Source organism: Bacillus sp. FSL W7-1582, assembly GCF_038593325.1.
GTDB classification, from domain to species: Bacteria; Bacillota; Bacilli; order Bacillales; family Bacillaceae; genus Bacillus; species Bacillus altitudinis.
On sequence record NZ_CP151987.1, the window covers coordinates 440,086 to 458,103 of the forward strand.

Annotated in this window: 16 protein-coding genes; 12 read left to right on the forward strand and 4 right to left on the reverse strand. The window is 43.8% G+C overall.

The window, feature by feature from the left end; genetic code table 11:
• Positions 1 to 5: 5 nt before the first annotated feature.
• From NSQ11_RS02155 to tcyA, 3 genes are read right to left on the reverse strand one after another with little or no spacing between them, the layout of a single operon-like run.
• Complete coding sequence (locus NSQ11_RS02155) at positions 6 to 749, reverse strand: amino acid ABC transporter ATP-binding protein (protein WP_007498183.1); 744 nt, start codon at positions 747 to 749, stop codon at positions 6 to 8.
• 12 nt (positions 750 to 761) lie between these two features.
• Positions 762 to 1,454, reverse strand: coding sequence for an amino acid ABC transporter permease (locus NSQ11_RS02160; protein ID WP_008347286.1), 693 nt, complete (start codon positions 1,452 to 1,454; stop codon positions 762 to 764).
• Positions 1,441 to 2,256, reverse strand: a complete 816-nt coding sequence (gene tcyA / locus NSQ11_RS02165) for a cystine ABC transporter substrate-binding lipoprotein TcyA (RefSeq protein WP_007498178.1) — start codon at positions 2,254 to 2,256, stop codon at positions 1,441 to 1,443. The genes NSQ11_RS02160 and tcyA overlap by 14 nt, the downstream gene beginning before the upstream one ends.
• Positions 2,257 to 2,617: 361 nt before the next feature.
• Here tcyA and NSQ11_RS02170 point away from each other — a divergent pair, with 361 nt between their 5' ends.
• Positions 2,618 to 3,238, forward strand: coding sequence for a dienelactone hydrolase family protein (locus tag NSQ11_RS02170; protein WP_046342642.1), 621 nt, complete (start codon positions 2,618 to 2,620; stop codon positions 3,236 to 3,238).
• Between the two features lie 330 nt (positions 3,239 to 3,568).
• Positions 3,569 to 4,960 carry an amino acid permease gene (locus NSQ11_RS02175; RefSeq protein ID WP_046344933.1) on the forward strand — a complete coding sequence of 464 codons (1,392 nt, stop codon included), beginning with the start codon at positions 3,569 to 3,571 and terminating at the stop codon, positions 4,958 to 4,960.
• A 44-nt stretch (positions 4,961 to 5,004) separates the two neighbouring features.
• Here NSQ11_RS02175 and NSQ11_RS02180 read toward each other — a convergent pair whose 3' ends face one another.
• A complete protein-coding gene (locus tag NSQ11_RS02180) occupies positions 5,005 to 6,498 on the reverse strand; it encodes a peptide MFS transporter (protein WP_017358530.1) in 1,494 nt (497 codons plus the stop codon).
• Positions 6,499 to 6,761: 263 nt separating this feature from the next.
• Here NSQ11_RS02180 and NSQ11_RS02185 point away from each other — a divergent pair, with 263 nt between their 5' ends.
• The 10 genes from NSQ11_RS02185 (at position 6,762) to NSQ11_RS02230 (ending at position 17,903) form a co-directional block, all read left to right on the forward strand.
• Positions 6,762 to 8,546, forward strand: coding sequence for a right-handed parallel beta-helix repeat-containing protein (locus NSQ11_RS02185; RefSeq protein ID WP_342501235.1), 1,785 nt, complete (start codon positions 6,762 to 6,764; stop codon positions 8,544 to 8,546).
• A 198-nt stretch (positions 8,547 to 8,744) separates the two neighbouring features.
• Positions 8,745 to 10,070, forward strand: coding sequence for an LLM class flavin-dependent oxidoreductase (locus NSQ11_RS02190; RefSeq protein WP_056703538.1), 1,326 nt, complete (start codon positions 8,745 to 8,747; stop codon positions 10,068 to 10,070).
• A gap of 17 nt (positions 10,071 to 10,087) precedes the next feature.
• Positions 10,088 to 10,591, forward strand: coding sequence for a GNAT family N-acetyltransferase (locus NSQ11_RS02195; protein ID WP_045035007.1), 504 nt, complete (start codon positions 10,088 to 10,090; stop codon positions 10,589 to 10,591).
• Positions 10,592 to 10,613: 22 nt separating this feature from the next.
• Positions 10,614 to 11,408: an amino acid ABC transporter substrate-binding protein gene (locus NSQ11_RS02200; RefSeq protein ID WP_008347268.1), complete on the forward strand. Its 795-nt coding sequence runs from the start codon at positions 10,614 to 10,616 to the stop codon at positions 11,406 to 11,408.
• A gap of 24 nt (positions 11,409 to 11,432) precedes the next feature.
• On the forward strand, positions 11,433 to 12,107 hold the full coding sequence (locus NSQ11_RS02205) for an amino acid ABC transporter permease (protein WP_007498163.1): 675 nt from the start codon (positions 11,433 to 11,435) through the stop codon (positions 12,105 to 12,107).
• A 12-nt stretch (positions 12,108 to 12,119) separates the two neighbouring features.
• Complete coding sequence (locus tag NSQ11_RS02210) at positions 12,120 to 12,866, forward strand: amino acid ABC transporter ATP-binding protein (protein ID WP_007498162.1); 747 nt, start codon at positions 12,120 to 12,122, stop codon at positions 12,864 to 12,866.
• Positions 12,867 to 12,899: 33 nt separating this feature from the next.
• Entirely contained in the window at positions 12,900 to 14,057 is a 1,158-nt protein-coding gene (locus NSQ11_RS02215) for an amidohydrolase (RefSeq protein WP_060780763.1), read from the forward strand.
• Entirely contained in the window at positions 14,048 to 15,382 is a 1,335-nt protein-coding gene (locus NSQ11_RS02220; RefSeq protein WP_342501236.1) for an MmgE/PrpD family protein, read from the forward strand. The genes NSQ11_RS02215 and NSQ11_RS02220 overlap by 10 nt, the downstream gene beginning before the upstream one ends.
• 408 nt (positions 15,383 to 15,790) lie before the next feature.
• The gene (locus NSQ11_RS02225; protein ID WP_017358523.1) at positions 15,791 to 16,486 is read left to right on the forward strand and encodes a response regulator transcription factor; all 696 of its coding nucleotides are present in this window, start codon (positions 15,791 to 15,793) and stop codon (positions 16,484 to 16,486) included.
• On the forward strand, positions 16,476 to 17,903 hold the full coding sequence (locus NSQ11_RS02230; RefSeq protein WP_007498154.1) for a HAMP domain-containing sensor histidine kinase: 1,428 nt from the start codon (positions 16,476 to 16,478) through the stop codon (positions 17,901 to 17,903). The genes NSQ11_RS02225 and NSQ11_RS02230 overlap by 11 nt, the downstream gene beginning before the upstream one ends.
• Positions 17,904 to 18,018 lie beyond the last annotated feature (115 nt).

The window sequence follows — 18,018 nt, forward strand, 5'->3', positions numbered from 1 at the left end:
TTTGATCACACTGGATTCAAAATCCGGTTTAAGAATTGTTTTGTTCGTTCTTCCTTTGGTCGTTTGAAGATTTCTTCCGGAGGACCTTGTTCGACGATGACGCCGCCATCAATAAAAATCACTTCGTCCGCCACTTCTTGGGCAAACTTGATTTCATGTGTGACAACCGCCATCGTCCAGCCTTCTTTCGCTAAATCCTTCATGACCTTTAAGACTTCCCCGACAAGCTCAGGATCAAGCGCAGAGGTTGGTTCATCAAAAAGCATAAGCTCTGGCTGAATGGCAAGTGCACGGGCAATGCCGACACGCTGCTTTTGACCGCCTGACAGCTGGAAGGGATACAAATCTTTTTTATCCTCAAGTCCTACCTTTTGCAGAAGCTGAATCGCTTCTTTTCGCACCGCTTCTTTCGGACGGCGCTGGACTTGGACTGGACCTTCCATCACATTCTCAAGAACAGTGCGATGTGGGAACAGATGATAATCTTGAAACACCATGCCTGACTTCCGGCGAAGCTTGAGCAAATCAGCTTGTTTATTTTTTTTAGAAAAATCAATCGAGAAATCATCGAAGGTAAAGGAGCCGGCATTTGGAATTTCAAGTGCATTTAAACAGCGAAGCATCGTTGTTTTTCCTGAACCTGATGGACCAAGAATCGCCACAACCTGCCCTTTGTTGATCGTAAAATCAATCGACTTTAAAATCTCATTTTCACCAAAGGATTTGTTTAAGCCTTTGACTGTTAGCATGTCGTTCCCTCCTTACCTTGCGACATATCGATCAAGTCGTTTTTCAATTTGGTGTTGAACGAGCGATAGAATGAAGCAGAATACCCAATAGATCAGGGCTGCTTCCATATAAATAAATAAAATTTGATCCAAGTTCGCCGCAGCAATTTCTTGTGATTTACGGAACATCTCTGCCACGAGGATTTGGGAGGCAAGCGATGTATCTTTCACCAAACTGATGAATGAATTAGACAGCGGCGGAATCGATACACGCACTGCCTGCGGTAAAATCACGCGGACGAGCGTTTTGCGATGGGTCATCCCAATCGAATATCCCGCTTCCCATTGTCCTTTTGGAACAGATAGGACGGATGCACGAATAATTTCCGAAGCATACGCACCTACGTTTAAAGAAAAAGCGATGATAGCACTTGGATATGGATCAAGTGTGATATTAAATGTCGGAAAGAAATAGAAAATAATAAACAATTGCACAAAAAGCGGCGTTCCGCGAACAGCCGACACATAGATAGAAAAAATCCATCTGAGCGCTTTGATTTTAGACATTCTAGCAAGAGCTGTCACAAGCGCAATAAAAAGACCAATGATAAAAGCAATGATGGCGAGGGGAATTGTATAATAAATTCCCTGCATCACCATTGGCCAAAAAGATTGCTGAAGAAGATCCCACGGAATGACGACTCCGAGGATATTATTTTGTAACATCTTCACCAAACCATTTCTTAGAAATCTTAGCGAGTGTACCATCTTTCTTCATTTCTTTTAGTGCGCCATTCACTTTGTCAACGACTTCGCCGCTGCCTTTTCTGAAGGCAAAATACGTTTCTTGTGGATCTCCTGTTTCAAATGCAACTTTTAGGTTTTTGTTACCGCTTGTTTTCAAGTAATTCAAGACAGCCAATTTGTCATTGAACGTCAAATCAGCACGCCCTTGCTGAATCAATTGAATGGATTGTGCAAGACCTTCAACCCCTTCAATTTTAGCGCCAGCATCTGTAGCTAATTTGTTATAGTTACTTGTTAATGATTGTGCTGCTTTTTTGCCTTTCACATCAGAAAGTTTCTTGATGTCATTGTTATCTGATTTTGTCACAACAATGGCTTGAGATGTTGTGTATTTATCAGAGAAATCATATTGATTTTCACGTCCAGTTTTACCAACTTGGTTCGCTACCACATCAAAACGTTTTGAATTCAGACCAGCAAACATGCTGTCCCATTGTGTTTCTTTGAATTCTGGTTTTAAGTCAAGACGTTTTGCGACTTCTGTGATGACCTCGACATCATAGCCAGTTAATTTATCTGTCTTTTTGTCATGGAAGGTGAAAGGAGCATATGTACCTTCTGTACCGATGGTTAATACGCCTTTATCCTGAATGGACTTCCAAAGGTCACCTGATTCCTTAGACCCAGATTGTTTATTTGCGCTGTCGTTTGCAGCTGATCCACATGCTGTGATCAATGCAACACAAGCGCCTAAAATAATGGCAAAGAACATTTTTTTCATTTTATTCCCCACTTTTCTTGTTGGTATTTACAACATATGATCTTACAGAGAAGCAACCTAAAAGTAAAGCATTTGAAACTAGCTTGAGCGAATCTCACCAACTTTATGCCTTGAACTGGTTGAACGGATAAACGATAGAACTATACCCAAAACAAAAGGTGGATAAAACCAAACGCATTCTCAAACGATGATGAAGAGAGTTCGATTGATGAGAATGTGAGATAGACTACTTAATGGTAAAATATGCTATGATTTTCACATCGAAAGAAGTTTATGTGGGTGTTGATCAGTCGACTTAAATGACTTTCTAAAGTACAAGATCCTCCAGTGAACAAACGGAATAAAAGGGAAGTGTGATCATTTGCATACATCGAAACAAAAACCTGTCATGATTTTAGTACACGAAATATACGGAATAAATGATCATATGAAGAGTATGATCGATCATTTTGACAAAGCTGGTTTTGAGGTTTATTGTCCTCATTTATTAGGACAGGCTAAACACTTCCCTTATGCCAGTGAGAATGAGGCATATGACTACTTTATGAATAAAGTTGGTTTTGATGAATCGGTAAAGATCGTATTGAATGTGGCAAAAGAGTTAAAAACGAAAAATGCAGAGAGAGACATATGTCTGATAGGTTTTAGTGTGGGGGCAACAATTGCTTGGCAATGCAGCCAATATGATCAGTTGTTTACCGGAGTCATTGGATTTTATGGTTCAAGGATAAGAGATTTTCTCGATATGAAGCCTGCCTGCAATACGTTGTTATTTTTCTCGGAAGTTGAAGCATCTTTTAACCCACGGGAGGTTGCGAATGTTTTGGAGAAAAAGGAAAAGCTTTGCGTGAAAATAGTAAAGGGGCAGCATGGGTTCGCCAATCCAGATTCTACGACTTTTCACGCTGAATCTAAAAATCGCTGCTTTCAAGAAATCGATGGTTTTATCAAAGAGTGTCTACAAAAGAAAAATGACTCATGACTGTTTGAAATGAGACTCGAATAGAGGGAAATGAAACCAGTGTGTCATGTAAGTTTGCATGCTGGTTTTTTCGTACAATTCTGTTGGATATTAGGCATCCTATCAAATGATCAAAATCACCGTATAGTTGTGCGAACATTACTAAAATAAAGACTTTGTAACAGTGACGATAGAAGGAAGCATATTTATTATAAAAGATGTATAATTAGTAGGTTGTTTTGAAAATGGAATAATCACATGGAGACATGTTTTGATAACAGAACATCTTAGAAGAAGGAGGGCATCATTGTGGATGTTGGACAAAATCAGCCCGAACAATTGAAAAGGGCGATGACCTCCCGCCATTTATTTATGATTTCTCTTGGCGGTGTCATTGGGACAGGCTTTTTCCTTGGAACAGGCTATACGATTGGACAAGCAGGGCCAGTTGGAGCTGTTCTTTCCTATATTGTGGGCGGATTGATTATGTATTTAACCATGCTGTGTCTTGGAGAGCTCTCAGTCGCGCTTCCTGTGTCGGGGTCTTTTCATACGTATGCGACGAAATTTATGAGTCCTGCAGCAGGATTTGCTGTTGGCTGGATTTATTGGCTTGGCTGGGCAGCCACTGTGGCGCTGGAATTTTTATCAGCAGGGCAGCTGATGAGACGCTGGCTTCCACAAGTGGATGTGTGGATTTGGTGTCTCATATTTGGGCTGTGTTTGTTCTTATTAAATGCCAGGTCAGCGAAAGCGTTCGGGGAGTCGGAGTTTTTCTTTTCAACCATTAAGATTGTTGCCATCTTACTATTTATTGGCGTAGGCGGAGCGGCGATGTTTGGTTTTATTCAAACGACGAGCGGGGAACCAGCTCCTTACTTTAGTCATTTTGTGAGTGACGGTCTGTTTCCGAATGGCTTGCTCGCAGTAGTCGTCACGATGATCACGGTGAATTTTTCGTTTCAAGGAACGGAGCTGATCGGGATTGCGGCAGGAGAAAGTGAAAATCCAGAGAAAACCGTGCCTCGCTCGATTCATCAGACGGTTTGGCGCACACTTGTTTTTTTCGTTTTATCTATTTTTGTCTTAGCGGGCATGGTGCCTTGGAAAGAAGCGAGTGTGCTGCAAAGCCCATTTGTCACTGTGTTTGAGAGAACGGGCATTCCATATGCGGCAGATATCATGAACTTTGTCATTATCATTGCTTTATTATCTGTGGCGAACTCTGGCCTATATGCCTCTACGAGAATGCTGTACTCTTTGTCGAAGGAAGGAATGGCAGGGAAGGCGTTTAGACGAGTCAATCAGCGGGGCATCCCGATGAATGCCTTACTGCTCACTTTCCTGTTTACAGGTATTTCGTTATTATCAGGATTCTTTGCAGAGAAAACCGTTTTTGCTTGGATCGTGTCTATTGCAGGCATGAGCGCCCAAACCGGCTGGATTACGATTACATTATCACAGCTGCTTTTCCGCAGAAGATATTTGAAAGCAGGCGGAAAGCTGGAAAACCTAAAATTTAAAACCCCTCTTTATCCGGTACTGCCGATCATTGCGATCACGCTGAATTCGATTGTGCTAATCAGTCTTGCCTTTGATGCGGAGCAGCGGATTGGGCTGTATGTCGGCGTACCGCTCATGATCATTGGATATGTTGTCTATCACCGCTATGTGAAAAAACATCAGGTGAAAAGTGAACCGCTCCAGCTGCAAATCCACGGAGATGATGAGATTCGGTTTTAATTCAAAAAAAGAAGCCTTCCCATTTGGGAGGCTTCTTTTTCAATTTAATGCACGCCTTTCATCGCTTTCTTAATCACCGGTGTAAGCAGAAGCATGACACCACATAAAATGATGGCGAGCATGCCGATGATCCCGAAATAGACGGTTTCTGGCACTTTATCAAACAGCTTGACCACTTGTGCATTGATCGCCTGTGCCATTGCATTTGAAAGGAACCAAAGGCTCATCGTTTGCGCTGAGAAGGCAGCAGGTGCCAGTTTTGTTGTGGCTGACAGCCCAACTGGTGATAAGCAAAGCTCTCCGATGACGACAAGGAAGAAGCTTAGAACGAGCCATAGTGGGCTTACAAGTGTATGTGGTCCAGACATGTAGGCAGGAATGATCATGATGATAAAGGATAATCCTGCGAACAGAAGGCCAAGTGAGAATTTAATCGGGGTAGACGGCTGTTTCTTACCGAGTCTGACCCATAACCAAGCAAATACTGGTGACAGGAGCACAATAAAGATTGGGTTCAATGATTGGAACCAAGAAGAGGCTAATGTCATGCCAAGGAAATTCAAGTTTGTTCGCTGATCTGCATATGTCGCTAAAATATTTGAGCCTTGTTCTTGAATGGCCCAGAACATCACCGCAGCTAGGAACAATGGAATATAAGCGAGTACCCTCGACTGCTCCACTGCACTCGTTTTTTTACTAAAATACATCACAATAAAATAAACAATTGGAATCAGCACACCAAGGACACTGACAAACCAAGTGAATAGATTAATCGTGAGCGCTCCTGTTTGAATACCGATGACAGCAAAAACAGCAAGTACAATCACGATCAATGTACCGAAAATTTTGAAGTTCTTGCGTTCAGTAGCTGATAGTGGATTTGTGACATAAGTGCCGGCAAGTCCAAGATTCGGCTTTTTCGTGATGACAAACGTAATAAGTCCAACAAGCATACCAACGGCAGCGAGTGAGAAACCAAGGTGGAAATTCACTTTTTGACCGAGTGTTCCGACAATTAATGGGGCGATAAAACCACCCATATTGATCCCCATATAGAAAATACTGAATCCAGAATCCCTGCGAGGGTCTGTTTTTGTATACAGGTCACCGACTATGTTTGATACGTTCGGCTTTAGGAGGCCTGTCCCGATAATAATCAGCCCCATACTAATAAAGAGCGCTGTTGCTCCGCTAGGCAGTGCCAAAATGACATGACCAAGCATAATGAAAACCCCGCCATAAAAGACCGTACTGGACGAACCAAATACCCGGTCGGCGAGCCATCCGCCAATAATGCCTGACATATAGACAAGCGCACCATAGACAGACATGATCGAATTAGCGGTTGTCTGGTCGAAACCAAGACCGCCTTTTGTCACCTCTGTGTACATATAATAAATAAGCAGTGCACGCATGCCATAATAAGAAAAACGCTCCCAAAATTCAGTGAAAAACAGTGTGTAAAGCCCTTTAGGATGTCCAAAAAACCCTTTTTGAGGAACACTTTTAACAATTTTATCGTGGTCAATTGTAGACATGGCATAGATCCTTTCTTAAAAAAAGAGATATGAGAAAAATGATATTCTTGTATAGTTCTTGTGTCAATATAAAACTATTCTAAAACAGGAAAATGTTAGTTCAATAGGCGTAAAGACTCAAAAAGATGAAAAATTCGCTCAAGTAAAAATCATCGGAAAGTTATTTCGGAAGAATTTATATAAAATTTGAAATATCGTACAAGCAAACCTTTCCCACATGCATAGGATGACAAGAGGACATGTGTAAAAAGGAGGGGTTTTCATTGGGGGATGTAAATAAATCTGATCTGAAGAAACCCGTTGTCAATGTAATAGACTTTGGCGTGATTGCTGACGGGAAAACGGACTGTACAGCGAAACTGAACGAATGCCTGGAATGGACAAAAGCACAGGGCTACTCCCACGTCTGGTTGCCGAGTGGAACGTATCTAATAGATGCGGTGTACAGGGGGGATCAATTTTTTCCTTTTCGTAATGCCGGCATACGAGTGCCAAGTCATATTTGTATTGAGATGGCATCAGATGCCGTTATCAAAGTGAAACCAAATGATTCGTGGGGATATGCAGCCTTCTATATTGGAGAGGTAGAGCAAGTGACCATTCGGGGCGGGCGGATTGAAGGCGACCGTGATGAGCATGTGTACAAGGCACTCCCGCCAGAAAGAAAAACACATGAATGGGGCTTCGGTGTGTGTATTGAAGGTGCTTCCCATGTGAATATCGATCGTGTTCAAATCAACAATTGTACGGGAGACGGCATCATTGTCAGTCCGCACGGTTTATTGACCCATATCGAATCGTACTCGCCTGCTTCGTCTATTCATATTTCTGGCTGCACCATCACTGACTCAAGGCGAAACAATATTTCTATTACAGGCTGTGATGGTGTCATTGTGGAAGACTGTTTGCTTGAAAGGGCAGGGGTAAACGGGGTCGATCCAAAAATGGGCATTGATATTGAAGGATACGGGGAAAATGCGACCAACTTGGAGGAACCGCTGAATATTCAAATTCGAAACAACATAGTCAGAGGCGGCGCAGCCAGCTCTATCTATAATTTCAATGGCTATGGTGTGATCATTGAAGGCAATCAAACGGACAGCAGTATCTCCTATGGCTTCGCCACTGAAATGATCATTGCGAATAATTTGATTCGTGCAGTGGGTGGGGGCGTGACAAAAGCAGGGATTACGAGCTTAGGCGTGCCGCTTGATCAATCGGAAAACAATGTGATCATTATTGGCAATATGATTGAAGGGTTTGAAAAGGGGATTGATGTGAGGGGAGACAGCGTGCACATCACAGGTAATAAAATCAGTCTTTTTGAAGATGCGGCTGTGTCTGTCTATATGGCCAATCGTATTTTAATAGAAGGAAATCATATTGAGTCAGGGACAAACACACGGCTTAGAAGTGCATCGCTGCGTATTTATCAATCAGACAGCATTGTCTTTTCAAACAATACCGTCTACTCTGTCATCGATGCGGCGATGGTCAGAGGAACGAATATTCTCATTCAGCATAATCAATTCAAGGAATTCAGCCGAGGGATATGGGTGCAGGAGGGAGAAGCAGGGATCAACGGCAATCACTTTATTCAAGAAGGACATTCACAGCTCGCATCTTCGTATACGATCAGCGTGACAGGAGCTGCAAAGGCTTTCATATGGCAGAATCGTTTTAAGCACTATCAAAACTATGCCGTCTACAGCAATACGACCGCTCCTTTAGAGATTAAAGACAATTCCTTTGAAGAAACGTCCTTATACGTGGTGATGTATATTAAAAATGGCTCACCCCAAATTGGAGATAACCGCTTTTATTTAAATCGTTGGATCGGACAGCCAACAGCCGTTTTTCTTGATGAGGTTGTCTCAGCACGTGTGCTGCGGAATAACATCATTAATCTCTCTCCTCAAAAAGCGATTGCCGTCCGCACCGTATCTTCCACTCATTCGGTGATTGCCCATAACGTACTAGAGCGCAGTCAATTGATGACGCACTCCACGGACCGGCTCATCGGAAATATTGAAATCGATCCGCCGTAAACGCCTGTAAATCCCTTTTTTTGGAGGTTCAGAAGGCGGTTGACAATCATGTAAAAAGGGCATATAGTAATAATTATTTTTCATTTTTCACAACATTTGCCCTTTTTTTATGGATAAAACCGATTAATTCAATCAGAAAAATGTATCTTGTAAAATAATCACTTGATACAAGGAAGATATAGAAAGGATGAAGAACAAGTGTCACAGCCGAAACGGAAGCTCAAGCTAGGCGTATTCATCGCAGGAACTGGACATCATGTCGCCTCTTGGAGACATCCGAAAGCAGTACCAGACGCAGCCATGAATCTTGATTACTTTAAACAATTAGCGAAAAAGGCCGAGGAAGGGAAGCTGGATTTGCTCTTTTTAGCCGACAGCTTATCAATTAATCATACATCTCATCCAAATGTATTAACGAGATTTGAACCGCTCACCCTGCTTTCTTCGATTGCAGAGTCTACCTCAACAATTGGTTTAGCAGCAACAGCATCAACTACATACAGTGAGCCATTCCATATTGCGAGACAGTTTGCCTCACTCGATCATTTATCAGGCGGACGAGCAGCATGGAATGTGGTCACGTCTTCTATTGAAGAAACAGCGAAAAATTTTAGCGGAGAAGAGCATTTAGCGCACCACAAACGATACGAGCGAGCTGAAGAATTCGTCGATGTCGTCAAAGGTCTGTGGGATTCTTGGGAAGAGGACGCACTTATCAGAAACCAAGAAACAGGAGAATTCTTTGAGTCTAGTAAGCTTCATGAGCTGCAGCACAAAGGTGAATTCTTCTCCGTACGGGGTCCGCTTAACGTATCACGCACCCCTCAAGGACAGCCGGTGATCATTCAAGCAGGGTCTTCTGAAGATGGTCAAAAGCTTGCGGCTAAAACGGCTGAGCTCATTTTCACGGCACAAAACGATCTCGACAAAGCGAAGGAATTTTACCAAAGCTTGAAGGGAAAAGTAGAGGCTGCTGGACGAGCGAGAGAAGATGTCAGCATCATGCCGGGCATCTTCCCAATCATTGCCGATACAGTAGAAGAGGCAAAAGCGAAGTATGAAGAATTACAAGAGCTGATTGTTCCAGAGGTCGGCCTTAGCATTTTACAAAACTACTTAGGGGGTATTGATCTTTCGCAGTATCCACTAGACGGACCGCTTCCAGAGATTGATCCAAGCGCGTCAAATGCCGTGAAAAGCCGCTTTGACCTTGTGATGAATATGGCGAGAAAGGACAACCTGACTATTCGCCAGCTTTACCAATCTGTTGCAGGGTCCCGTGGGCACCATATCTTCATTGGAACACCAGAGCAACTAGCAGATGTGATGGAGACATGGCTCGTTGAGGAAGCAGCCGACGGTTTTAACGTGATGCCGCCATTATTGCCAGAAGGACTTGATGCCTTCGTAGATCGCGTCGTTCCGATCCTTCAGGAAAGAGGCCTGTTCAAAACAGAATACACAGGACAAACTTTACGAGAAAATCTCGGATTAAAACAGCCAAAAAATCACTACACGACATAAAGGTGAGGTGACTAACGTTGGGATATACGTTTCGTCTGGCAACTGAGGATGATATAGAAGCGTTGCTTGAACTGACAACAAGAGCCTATGAACCGATTCGTGAGCTCGGCATCCAGTTCCAAGCAGCACATGCAGATGTCGCCCTCGTTCAGAAAAATGTACAAAAGAACCTTTGCTATGTAATGGAAGAAAACGGAGAGCTTCTCTCCACCTTATCACTCCGTATGCCTTGGGGAGAACAGCCAGGACCATTCGGCGTTCCGCATATATGGTGGTTTGCTTCAGAACCAGCGGCAAAAAAAGGCACAGGCTCAGCCTTGCTTGAGTGGGTTGAAACGGAAGTGCTAAGGGACACACTAAAGGTACCATATGTCTCTCTCGGTACAGCTGATAAGCATCCGTGGCTCATGGACATGTATGAGCGTAAAGGCTATGTCAGAGCAGGTGAAAAGGATTTAGGCAAAGGTCATATCACCATTTATTTTAAAAAACAATTACGATCAGATATTACACAACCATAAGAGGAAAGAAGGGTGTACGAACATGAAAAACAAAAAGTGGCTAGTTGTTTTATTTGCGGCAATGCTTGCGGTGTTAGCAGCATGCGGCGGGGGTAATCAGAGTGAAGGCAAAGACGAGAAAGTGCTTAAAGTGGGCGCTACAGGCCAAAGCTATCCATTTGCTTATAAAGAAAACGGCAAACTAGTAGGATTTGATGTCGAAGTCACAGAAGCGATTGCGAAAAAACTAGGCTACAAACTAGACTGGCAGCTGAGTGAATTCAGCGGACTGATGGGCCAGCTGACATCTGGTAAGCTGGATACCGTATCAAACCAAGTTGCGATTACAGATGAGCGTAAACAAACGTTCAACTTTACAGATACGTATGCATACGCAGGAACACAAATCATTGTCAAGAAGGACAACAAGGACATTAAAGGACTTGACGACTTAAAAGGAAAAACGGTGGCGGCTGTTCTTGGCTCAAACCATGCCAAAAACCTAGAGAGCAAAGACCCAGACAAGAAAATCAACATCAAAACATATGAAACACAAGACGGTGTCTTAAATGAAGTTGCAAATGGCCGTGTAGATGCTTACGTCAACGGACGCAGTGTCTTGTTAGCTCAAATTGAAAAAACAGGACTTCCACTCAAAATCGTCGGCAACCCAATCGTATATGAAGAAGTCGGCTACCCATTTGCCAAAGATGAAAAGCACGACAAGCTAAGAGAAGAATTCAATAAAGCGATCAAAGAATTAAGAGAAGACGGAACACTGAAGAAATTGTCTGAGAAATATTTCAAAGACGATGTCACAGTGCCGATTAAAAAATAACAACAGCGGCGGTGAAAAGCAGACATGAATCACATTGATTGGCAGTATATGGTGACGGTTTTTCCAACCTTGATTCAATACTTGCCGATAACGATCTTCATGGCGATTGTCTCCATGGTATTTGCCATTATCATTGGTGTGGTATTCGCGCTTATAACGAAAAACCGGATACCTGTCTTATACCAATTTGCCAAGCTGTATATTTCTTTTTTCAGAGCGGTTCCAACTTTGGTTCAGCTCTTTCTCATTTATTTTGGTCTTCCGCAGCTATTCCCTGCGATGACCTCAATGGATGCCTTAACAGCGGTCATTATCGGTTTAAGTATTAAAAACTCAGCGTACTTAGCAGAAATTTTTAGAGCGGCTCTTAATTCAGTGGATGAAGGGCAGCTTGAGGCCTGTTTATCTGTCGGCATGACAAGATGGCAGTCTTACGTCAGAATTATTTTCCCGCAGGCCGTCAGAAATGCCATTCCAGCGACGGGGAATACCTTTATTGGTCTTTTAAAAGAAACATCGCTTGCCTTTACCATTGGGGTGGCAGAAATGTTTGCGCAAGGGAAAATGATTGCATCGGCCAACTATAAGTACTTTGAAACGTATTTAGCGGTTGGCATTGTGTATTGGGTGCTCACCATCATTTATAGTTTCCTGCAAGACCTATTTGAACGAAAAATCAGCAAACCTTACCGGAATTAAGGAGGTGTGGACATGATCAAGCTCACCAATTTGAAAAAATCATTCGGCGACCTTGTCGTCTTAGACGGAATTAATCTTGACGTGCAAAAAGGGCAGGTTGTGGCCATTATCGGACCTTCTGGCTCCGGTAAATCAACATTGCTGCGCTGTCTAAATCTATTAGAAACGCCAGATGAAGGTACGATTGAAATTGGCGATGCGAAGCTGAATGCGTCTAAATATACACGTAAAGAAGCCCATCACCTGCGTCAGCAAACGGCCATGGTGTTTCAAAACTATAATTTATTCAAAAACAAAACAGCCCTGCAAAACATTACAGAGTCACTGCTTGTGACGAAAAAAATGACCAAACAGCAGGCAAATGAAATCGGTATGAAGCTATTGAAACAAGTAGGGCTCGAACAAAAAGCGGACAGCTACCCGGTCACACTATCCGGCGGTCAGCAGCAGCGGATTGGCATTGCCCGTGCGTTAGCGGTCGATCCACATGCGATTCTGCTGGATGAACCAACGTCAGCACTAGATCCAGAGCTTGTTTCAGGTGTGCTTCAAGTGATTAAATCCATTGCCATTCAAGAAACGACGATGATCATCGTGACACATGAAATGGCGTTTGCAAGAGAAGTAGCAGATCATGTGATTTTTATGGCAGATGGTCATATCATTGAGCAGGGAACGCCAACCGAACTATTTGACGAAACGAAGAATGAACGAACAAAACGATTTATTCAAAAAGAAGCAGCGGCTGAAGAAGCATAAGCTGCTTTTTACTCTTTAGAGGGGTGAGTATCAGTGAAATCATTAGGAAATCAAGCTTTAAACAAACGTTTAATTAACATACGCCGAGCGCTTCATGAGCATCCAGAGCTGGCATTTGAAGAATATGAAACGACAAAAAAACTACGAGGCTGGTTAGAAGAGGAAGGGATCACTGTACTCGATTTTCCAGATCTTCAAACAGGGGTCGTTTGTGAAATCAAAGGAGAACAAGAGGGACCAACGATTGCTCTGAGAGCCGATATTGACGCACTTCCAATTGAAGAAGCATCTGGCGAACCATTTTCTTCAAAGATACAAGGAAAAATGCATGCATGCGGTCATGATTTCCATACCGCTTCGATTTTTGGTGCGGCCGTCCTATTAAACGAACGGAAACATGAGCTCAAGGGAACAGTGCGCATTTTGTTCCAGCCGGCTGAGGAAGTGGCGCAAGGAGCGAAACACGTCATAGAGGCAGGCGTCTTAAATGGAGTGGATGCGATATTTGGTATGCACAATAAACCTAACCTGCCAGTTGGCACCATCGGGATAAGAGAAAAAGCATTAATGGCGAGCGTCGATCGCTTTGAAATTGACATTCAAGGAACGGGTGGTCATGCTGGAATTCCAAATCACACAATTGATCCGATTGCCATCAGCGGTCAGATCACAAGCGCCCTACAGCAAATTGTCAGCCGCCGCATTAGTTCTTTGCATCATGCGGTTGTCAGCATCACACGTATTCAAGGTGGCACATCATGGAATGTGATACCTGATCGCGTCGAGATGGAAGGGACCGTTCGGACGTTTGAACCTGAAGTGAGAGCGATGATTCCAGATCTCATGAAACAAATCGTGAGCGGTATCGCAGAAGGGTTTGGCGCAAAGGCAGATGTGAAATGGCATCCGTATTTGCCTTCTGTGATGAATGACGAGCGTTTGACAAAGGTTGTGGAAGAAACGGCAGGAGCGCTTGATCTCGCAGTAGTAGAGGCAGAGCAGTCACCAGGCGGAGAAGACTTTGCCCTTTACCAAGAACGCATTCCAGGCTTTTTTGTCTGGATGGGGACAAGCGGTACCGAGGAATGGCATCACCCTGCCTTTACGTTAAATGAAGAGGCAATCCCAGTCGCTGCTGCTTTCTTCTCCGAGCTTGCGGTTCGGGCGTTGGAGTCAAGAACATGGAACTAACGAAACAGCTCGCAGAGGAAGTGCTCTCTGCTGATCCGTTGCAAGATCAACAGGCCATTCAAATGGCTCGAAACGGTTTGTTAGACGCTGCGGCAGCAGCGCTTGCTGCAAAAGAGGATGAAGGGATTCAGAAGCTCATGGCGCTCGTGGAACAAGAAGGCGGCGCGGCTCAAATTCCCGTCATTGGACAAGGGAAGAAGGTCAGCCGCCAAGCAGCAGCCATGCTAAATGGCTACTTGATTCACGCCCTTGATTATGATGATGTGCATTCAGATGTGAGAGGACATCCAAGTGCGGTGATCATTCCGGCCTTGCTTTCCCAGCTGACAGACGGTGAGGCATATGGTGATCGATTTTTAGCAGCCTACATTACTGGCGTCGAAGTGATGGCAAGGCTAGGTGAATCCATCGGTAAGTCGCATTATGAGCGGGGCTGGCATAATACCGGAACGCTCGGAGCCATTGCAGCGGTCTGTGCGATTGGTTATTTGAAACAAGTTTCACAGAAAGAGCTGGCGAAAGCGATCGGCTTTGCTGGTGCGCAATCAGCTGGAATGCGAAAGCAGTTTGGGACTGATATGAAACCATTACAAGCTGGACTCGCCGCTCAAACCGCCGTATGGTCCATGGGTTTAGCTTGCTCAGGTTTTGGCGGGAGTGAATCGCTTCTAGATGGGGAGCTGGGCTTCTTTTCTCTCTATGGGGATCAGAAACTGGCGGAAAGACGTCTGCTAGAGGACTATGGCACTGCGTGGCGTATCGTGTCGCCAGGTCTATGGTTTAAAGTGTATCCGTTCTGTTCAGCGGCGCATCATGCAGCCGATGCGATCGAGTCATTAGTACAAGAACACTCTTCCTTACAGGAGAAGATCGTACAGGTCGACGTCATGTTTCCGCCTGGCGGAGATGCCGCACTCACGGAGCGGACACCTTTGACGGGAGAAGAGGGACGATTTAGTGTCGAGTATGTCATCGCACTAGCGGTGTTTGGACAACCTTTATCATTGGATGCTTTTACGAAAAAAGCCATTTCACCAGAGCTGCGGACATGGATGAAGCGGGTGAATAGAGTATATGATCAAACGATAGAACCCCATCCAGACGCAGTGCCAAAAGGACGTTTTACGATTGTAAAGCTCAACTTATCTGACGGCACCACCATCAGCAAACGAGTCGATATTCCTCGGGGAGCACCAGGCTGTGCGTTATCGACAGAAGATATCATACAAAAGCTAAGCAGCGTCACCAGCACATCACAGGCAAAGCAGCTTTTACAGGCGGTTGAAGAGGGGAATGACGCTGCTTACTTGCAACTGCTGGCATGACAAGGAAAAGGGCTCATCAATCAGATGAGCTCAGCGTGTAGACAAACCCTCGCATTCGCCCGCAGTCCTGCGTGCTGGTGCTCACGAATGTCAAATTCGCTCCGCGCCAGTACTCGTCCTTCCTAGACTGCAAAGGTTTTCTATCACGCTGAAAAGAAGACAAAGGGCTAAAATCAAGTTCATTTTAGCCCTTTGTCAACAATTTGGGCTCATCAATAAGATGGGCTTTTTTTCATAACAAAAATCAATGAGGTTCACCTCGACACCCAGCTCCATCAAAAAGTATGAATAAAAGATGACCAAAGCATGATAAGTTCATGAAATCGTATCAATCCAATTGAGATTTGAGAAGGAACATGTAAAATAAAGCTACATAAAGAAAAACAAAGGCAACAGCGGAGGCTGATGATGAAAATATTAATGATTGAAGATAACCAGAGTGTTTGTACAATGACGGATATGTTTTTTCAACGAGAAGGATTTCAAGCGGAATTCGTCCATGATGGATTAGAAGGATTGAATCGATTTAAGCAAGAGGAGGATTGGGATCTGCTCATCTTAGATGTCATGCTTCCTTCAATGGATGGTCTGACCATTTGTCAAAAAGTACGCCAGATCAGTGATGTTCCGATTATTATGCTGACAGCAAAGGAAACGGAATCTGATCAGGTGCTGGGATTCGATCTTGGGGCAGATGATTATGTGACAAAACCCTTTAGTCCGCTCACCTTAATGGCAAGAATCAAAGCAGTGAAACGACGTTTTGCTCAAACAACATCTACTCAAGAAGGAGCGAAAGAGGGTGAACGGCTAGAGACCGAACATTTTCAGTTAGATAAAAAAACGAGAGAAGTGTTTCTAGAGGGGAAACGGATCGAAAATTTAACACCAAAGGAATACGATTTGCTGTGCTTTTTTATACAGCATCCTCGGCAAGTATTTTCACGAGAACAATTGCTTGAGCAAATTTGGGGATACCAATTTTATGGTGATGAACGAACGGTTGATGTTCATATTAAACGATTGCGCCAAAAAATCGGAGACGGGCCTAAGCCCTTTCTGTATACGGTATGGGGCGTAGGGTATAAGTTCGATGAAGATTAAATATTTTTACCAGTTGCTGATTAGTCACCTTGGGTTATTGCTCATTGCCATCATTATTATCAGCACCTTGATGTCTCATTTTGTGAAAGATATTGCTTATCAAAATAGGGTAGACGAAATGAGTTCGTATGGGAATGAAATTTTGGAGAATTTTAAACAATTGTCGAAAGCCGAGATGAACTTCCGTTTGCGTCCATTTGAAGACATTCTCTCGACGAGACAAATCCGTTTTTTCGTCTTTGATGAAAAAGGGACTGTGCTATCTCAGCAGCAAGAGATGCCGCCGCATGAAGCGTTACTCACAAAAGATTTGTGGGCCAAGCTCGCAAAAGGAGAAGAAATTATTGTCAAGCGAAGTGATTCACGCCGGCTTGATCAAGAAGCATCACTTGTGGCACTTCCTGTCATGGAAGACGGAAAGCTGAAGGGCGGGGTGGTGCTCATAGCTCCTATTCAAGGAGCAGAAGAGCTGATTGCTCAAATGAATCGGTATTTATATATCATCGTGTTTGTGGCATTGACGATTACCTTTATTCTCAGTCTGTTTCTGTCGAAGTTCCATGTGAATCGTATCAAAAAACTGAGAGAGGCAACTGAGAAAATTGCGCATGGTGACTACAACATTCATCTTGAAAACAAACACCTTGATGAAATTGGTACACTAGGTGAGGATTTTAATATGATGGCCAATCGTCTTCAACGGTCAAGAGAGGAAATTGACCGGCTCGAAAAGCGTAGGCGACAATTCATCGCAGATGTGTCTCACGAATTGAAAACACCGCTGACGACCATTCGAGGGTTGGTCGAATGGCTGAATACTGCGGATGTACCGGCAGAAGAGAAAGAGAAATGCTATGCGCTCATCACTGATGAGACAAAACGAATGCTGCGTCTCGTCAATGAAAATATGGATTATGAGAAAATCAGGTCGAATCAAATCACCCTTCAAAAATTTCACTATCCACTCATTGATACGTTTGAAGTGATTAAGGAGCAGCTGAGCCGAATGGCTGAAGAGAAAAACAATCAGCTCATGGTAGAGGTTCACCCTGAACAAAAGGTATACGCAGATTATGACCGGCTCATTCAAATTCTCGTCAACATCACAAAGAACGCCATTCAATTTACAGAAGGCGGCCGCATTTCTTTGAGAGGGAAAGAAGAGAATGGGGAAACGATCATTGAAGTAGAAGACACGGGAATCGGCATTGCACCTGAAGAAGTCAAACACATTTGGGAACGTTTTTATAAAGCGGATATTTCGAGAACGAATACACCATATGGAGAATACGGACTTGGCCTGTCGATTGTCAAGCAGCTTGTGGACTTGCATGACGGACAGATTGATTTAAAAAGCGAAAAACATAAGGGAACAACATTTATCATTCGTTTACCGCTACCACAAGAAAAGGGCTAAACTCCGTTTAGCCTCAGCGTGTAGACAAACCCTCGCATTCGGTGTCAGTCCTGCGTGCCGGTGCTCACGAATGTGAAATTCGCTCCGCGCCGGTACTCGTCTTTCCTAGGGCTGC